The following is a 5,253-nucleotide window of genomic DNA, read 5'->3' on the forward strand; positions in this document are numbered from 1 at the left end:
ACCGCCGGTTGAGCTTGTCGAAAGCACCCACCGCCGGTTGAGCTTGTCGAAACCTTCCCTCGGGGTCTCGACAAGCTCGACCAACGGGATCGCGCACCCACCGCTGGTTGAGCTTGTCGACGCCTTGCGGGTTGAGCTTGTCGAAACCCTCTCCCCGGGTCTCGACAAACTCGACCGACGGACCCGGCCTACGAAGCGCGGGTGATCAGGTCCCCCATTGCCCGGGTGCCGTCGGCCAGCGCGCGTGCGAAGACGTCGATGTCGCCATGTTCGGACTCCGCATAGCTGAGGCAGAACTCGAGCACGCCGGCGTCGGCGCTGTAGCTGATCCCGATGCCGCCCGCGCTGGTCGGGGCGAACGCGAACCGCAGCAGTTGGTGCGGACCACCCAACGACGTGGTGGACAGGAAGTCGGTGGTCAGCCGGCTGTAGGCGGGGTCGGTGAACAGCTCGGGCGTCCAGCCGTCGCGGGCAGCCATCATCCGCAGCCCGAACAGGTGGCGGTCGATCCCGTTGCCGGTCTTGCACGCGATCACCCACGATTTGTGCGCGGAGAGGGCGGCGAACAGCTGTTCGGGGGTGGCGTCGCCCGTCTGCAGCGATCGGGCCAGCGCCACCGCCTCGGCGGTCACCGGTCGCAGGCATTCGGTCCGGCCCGCCCGGTACTCGCGCATGTCGACGGCCTCGTAGGTGCTGCGCGGCGGCCCGCCGTGATACGCCAGCTGGGCGAACAGCATCACCCACTGCTGGACGCCGTCCAGGCTCAGCTTGAACGAGGGCTGGGCAGGTGCCGGCAGCGGGTCGAAGACGGTGCGGACCCGGTAGTCGCCGGCACGTTTCGCGTAGTGCCGCGCGGCCGCGTCGATATCGTCGGCCAGGCTCGGGTCGAGGCGCCACTGCAGCGGCTCGCACTCCGGCGCCGCGCTCGGGGTGGTGTCGGGGACGGCATGCTGGGCCATGGCGACGACCCGCTTGAGCGTGGCCCCGTCCACCACCGTGTGCTCCAGGTGCACCGAGGCCAGATTCCCGGTCAGGTCGATGTCGTAGGTGGCGGGCTTGTAGGCCCAGCCGCGCCCCAGCTCGAAGATGGCCCGCCGCAGGTGGTCGTCGGGGTCCGCCCCGTCGTCGGCCAGGTTCACGGCAAACAGGGCATCGGTCAGTCGCCGATAGGTGGCGGCGTTCGCCTCGTCGGCCAGTAGCCGGTCGAGCAGGGCTGCGGCCGGGTCACTGCCGACGTACGACAGGTTACTGAAGCCGGCCCGGCCCTGCGGGTCACGCCCGGCCACCTCGGCAAGGGCGGCGGCGAGCGCCGGCACGCTCAGCGGACGTCCGGCACGGTCGCTGATCCGCAGGGCGTACGGGGCGCCGTCCCGGAACACCACGATCTCGCGATCCGCGGCTGCGGCCGGGCCCTCGATGAACTCGTCGGCGCCGGGGCGAGGATGCCGGAGCCCGCCGGCCAGGTAGCGGAGTTGCTGCGGGTCGAGGACGTCGCCGCGCGGGGTGCTCTCGTCCGGAAGCTCACCGCGCAACCACGCCAGGTGGACGGACGCCATCCGATGCACCAGATCGGCGGCGCGCTCGATCCCGGTGGCCGAGCCCGGCCAGTTGATCAGGAAGCCGACGTTGCTGGTCAGCGTGATCGGCCCGCGGGTGGTCAGGTAGCCGGCCAACCAGGCCTCGGAGAGCCAGCTGCGTCCGGCCGCGTCCTCGGCGGCGGCGAAGGCCTCCAGTGCGGCCTGCAACTCAGGGCCCTCATTCTGGCTGAACGCTTCGATCCGGGCCGCGGTGGCGGCTCGTTCGGCGGCGGTGAGCAGGGGGTCGGCCGCGGCCCGGTAACGCTCCAGAGTGCCGCTCAGCGGCGGGACGGGCAGGGTCCTCATCAGGCGCTCACCTTCGGTACGAGATCCTCGGCGGGCGGTCGCCAGTGGTCCGGGTCGGCCGGCGTCTGGTCGCCCGAGCGAATGTCCTTGACCTCGCCGGAGGAGAACCAGACGAACGGGATGCCGCGCCGGTCGGCGTAGCGGATCTGCTTGCCGAACCGGTCCGCCTTGGGCGCCACCTCGGTGGGGATGCCGCGGGCCCGCAGCCGGGCGGCCACGGCGTCCGCCTCGCCCCGGGTCTCTTCGGAGTCGACCGCGACCAGCACGCAGGTCGGCACGGACCGGGACGCCGTCAGCAGCCCCTTGCTGAGCAGCGGGACCAGGATGCGGGTGACGCCGATCGACAGCCCGACGCCCGGGTAGCTGGTGCGGCCGTCCGAGGCGAGCGAGTCATAGCGCCCGCCGGAGCAGATCGAGCCGAGGTGCTCCAGGCCGGCCAGTTCGGTCTCGTAGACGGTGCCGGTGTAGTAGTCGAGCCCGCGGGCGATCTTCAGGTCGGCGACGATCCGGCCCGGTGCCGCGGCCGCGCCCGCCCGGACGACGGCGGCCAGCTGCGCCAGGCCTTCGTCCAGCAGCTCGTTGCTGACGCCGAGCGCGCGCACCCGGTCGACGAACGACTCGTCCGGCGCCGAGATGGTCGCCAGCTCGAGGCAGCGGTCAGCCACCTCGACGCTCAGCCCGAGTTCGCCGGTGAGCAGGTCACGGACGGCGTCCGGGCCGATCTTGTCGAGCTTGTCGACGCGCTGCAGCACGGCCAGGTGGTCGTCGATGCCGAGACCGCGGTAGAAGCCCTCGGCGAGGCGGCGGTTGTTCACCCGCATCAGCACCGGCGGCAGACCGAACTCGGTGTGCAGCCGCTCCAGCGCTTCGAGGATCACCAGCGCCACTTCGACATCGTGGTGGTCGGCCAGTACGGCCTGCCCGACGACGTCGATGTCGGCCTGCAGGAACTCCCGGTAGCGGCCCTCCTGGGGGCGTTCGCCGCGCCACACCTTCTGGATCTGGTAGCGCCGGAACGGGAAGTTCAGGTGCCCGGAGTTCTCCAGCACGTACCGCGCGAACGGCACGGTCAGATCGAAGTGCAGGCCCAGCTCGTCGGCGTCCGCTCCTCCGCCGTGGCGCTCGGCGTGCAGCCGCCGCACGACGTAGACCTCTTTGTCGATCTCGCCCTTGCGAGCCAGTTGCGCCATCGGCTCCAGGGCCCGGGTTTCGATCGAGCCGAAACCGTGCAGCTCGAAGGTGTCGGCGAGGGCGTCGAGCACACGCTGCTCGACGATCCGCTGGGCGGGCAGGAATTCGGGAAAGCCACTCAGCGGCTTCGGACGGCTCATCGGGTGCGGACACCACCTAAATAGTCGGCTTGCAGGTACGGGTTGGTGGCCCGCTCACGGGCCATCACAGTCTGTTGCCCATGTCCGGGCAGGATCGCGGCGCTGTCGGGCAGGTCCAGCACCTGGCCGCGCAGGGTGTCCAGCATGACGGCGTGGTCACCGCCGGGCAGATCGGTGCGGCCGATGGAGCCGGCGAACAGCACGTCGCCGGAGAACACCACGGCGTCCAACTGGTCGTGCCCGGTCAGCGCGGTCGACAGCATCACGCAACCGGGCCGGTGTCCGGGCGCGTGGATCACCTCGAAGGTCAGGCCCGCGACGTCCAGACCGGTCTCGAAGAAGCGCAGGTCGTCGGGTTCGGTCAACTCGACGTCGCCCAGCACCTGCGCCAGCAGGTCGGCGCTGGCCGGTCCGAGCCCGGCCACCGGGTCGGTGAGCAGCTCACGGTCGGCGGCGTGGATCCAGGCCGGGACGCCCCATTCCTGGGCGACCCGGGTGGCGGAGGCGACATGGTCGATGTGGCCATGGGTGAGCAGCACACCCACCGGGGTCAGCCCGTGTTCGGTCACGGCGGCCCGGACGCCGTCGTAGGCGTCCACGCCGGGGTCGATCACGACGCACTCGCTCCCCGCGGACGACGCGGCCAGATAGCAGTTGGCCTGCCAGGGGCCCGCGGGAAAGGAGGCCAGAAACACCCCGTCAGCCTAGACGAACCCGCCGTCGGCTGTACCACCGACCGGCGGCGCCCCGCGCGGGCGCGATCACAAACCGGGCAGGCATACGGCAAGATGTCCCCATGACTTCTACCAGCCCGGCTGACTTCGGTCGTGTCGACTCCGACGGGACGGTCTACGTCCGTACCGCCGAGGGCGAGCGCAGCGTCGGACAGATCCCGGACGTGCCCGCGGCAGAGGCCCTCGCCTTCTACACCCGCCGGTTCGAGGCGCTCGAGCTCGAGGTGAGCCTGTTGGAGCGCCGCATCGCCTCGGGGGCACTGTCACCGGACGAGGCCCGCGGCAGCATCTCCACCGTCCGCAACAACGTGACCGGAGCCAACGCGGTCGGCGATCTGGAGGCGCTGCTGGCCCGCTTGGAGGCGCTGGCCCCCGTGCTGGCCCAGGCGAACGAGGCCCGCAAGGCCGAACGGGCTCGACAGGCCGAAGAGACCAAGGCCACCAAAGAGGCCATGGTCGCCGAGGCCGAGAAGCTGGCCCAGGGCAACGATTGGCGCGGTGGCGTGAACCGGTTCCGCAGCCTGCTGGACGAGTGGAAGGCGCTCCCCCGGATCGACCGGGCCACGGATGACGCCCTGTGGCATCGGTTCTCCGCCGCCCGCACCACCTACACGCGCCGTCGCAAGGCCCAGTTCGCCGAGCAGGCTGAACGCCGCGACGAGGCCCGGCGGCTCAAGGAGCAGATCATCGCCGAGGCCCGCACCTTGGCCGATTCGACCGAGTGGGGCCCCACCTCGGGCGCCTTCCGCGACCTGATGGCTCGCTGGAAGGCGGCCGGCGCGGCGCCGCGCGAGGTCGACGACGCGCTGTGGGCGGAGTTCCGCGGCCTGCAGGACCAGTTCTTCAACGCCCGGCAAGCCACTCTTTCCGAGCAGGACGCCGAATTCCGCACCAACCTGGAGGCCAAGGAGGCGCTGCTGGCCCAGGCCGAGGCCGAGGTCGTCCCGGTGCGTGACCTGGCCGCGTCGCGGGCCGCGTTCCGCAGCTTCCTGGACGCCTACAACGCGCACGGCAAGGTGCCGCGGGAGTCGATCCGCGGGCTGGACAACCGCGTCCGGGCCTTGGAGACCGCGATTCGCAACGCCGAGGACGCCGAGTGGAAGCGCACCGATCCCGAAGCCCGTTCGCGCGCCGAGGAGACGGTGGCGATGCTCAGCAACGAGATCGACAAGCTGACCGAGAAGATCGTCAAGGCTGAGGCCCGCGGCGACAACAGGGCCGCTGACAAGGCTCGGGACTCGATCGCCACCTACCAGACCTGGCTCGACCAGGCCCGCGAGACGCTGGCCGACTTCTCCCGCTGAC

The 5,253-nt window shown here is 71.0% G+C and carries 4 protein-coding genes; 1 reads left to right on the forward strand and 3 read right to left on the reverse strand.

From position 1 onward, the window contains the following. Positions 1 to 188: 188 nt before the first annotated feature. From Q0066_RS07800 to Q0066_RS07810, 3 genes are read right to left on the reverse strand one after another with little or no spacing between them, the layout of a single operon-like run. Positions 189 to 1,883 (reverse strand): choline/carnitine O-acyltransferase, encoded by a 1,695-nt coding sequence (locus tag Q0066_RS07800; protein ID WP_298131741.1) that lies wholly within the window; start codon positions 1,881 to 1,883, stop codon positions 189 to 191. Beyond that, entirely contained in the window at positions 1,883 to 3,214 is a 1,332-nt protein-coding gene (gene hisS, locus Q0066_RS07805; protein ID WP_298131743.1) for a histidine--tRNA ligase, read from the reverse strand. The genes Q0066_RS07800 and hisS overlap by 1 nt, the downstream gene beginning before the upstream one ends. Further along, positions 3,211 to 3,909, reverse strand: coding sequence for an MBL fold metallo-hydrolase (locus tag Q0066_RS07810; protein WP_298131745.1), 699 nt, complete (start codon positions 3,907 to 3,909; stop codon positions 3,211 to 3,213). Before Q0066_RS07810 ends, hisS begins: the two co-directional genes overlap by 4 nt. A gap of 101 nt (positions 3,910 to 4,010) precedes the next feature. Between Q0066_RS07810 and Q0066_RS07815 the strand changes: the two genes are divergently transcribed. Then, on the forward strand, positions 4,011 to 5,252 hold the full coding sequence (locus Q0066_RS07815; protein ID WP_298131747.1) for a DUF349 domain-containing protein: 1,242 nt from the start codon (positions 4,011 to 4,013) through the stop codon (positions 5,250 to 5,252). Position 5,253: the final 1 nt, after the last annotated feature.

It is taken from the genome of Micropruina sp. (assembly GCF_027492755.1).
Lineage (GTDB): Bacteria > Actinomycetota > Actinomycetes > Propionibacteriales > Propionibacteriaceae > Micropruina.

Excerpts from the sequence above, each read along its gene's own strand:
- hisS (WP_298131743.1), bottom strand. The coding sequence starts at position 3,214 with ATGAGCCGTCCGAAGCCGCTGAGTGGCTTTCCCGAATTCCTGCCCGCC.
- Q0066_RS07815 (WP_298131747.1), top strand. The coding sequence starts at position 4,011 with ATGACTTCTACCAGCCCGGCTGACTTCGGTCGTGTCGACTCCGACGGG.
- Q0066_RS07800 (WP_298131741.1), bottom strand. The coding sequence starts at position 1,883 with ATGAGGACCCTGCCCGTCCCGCCGCTGAGCGGCACTCTGGAGCGTTAC.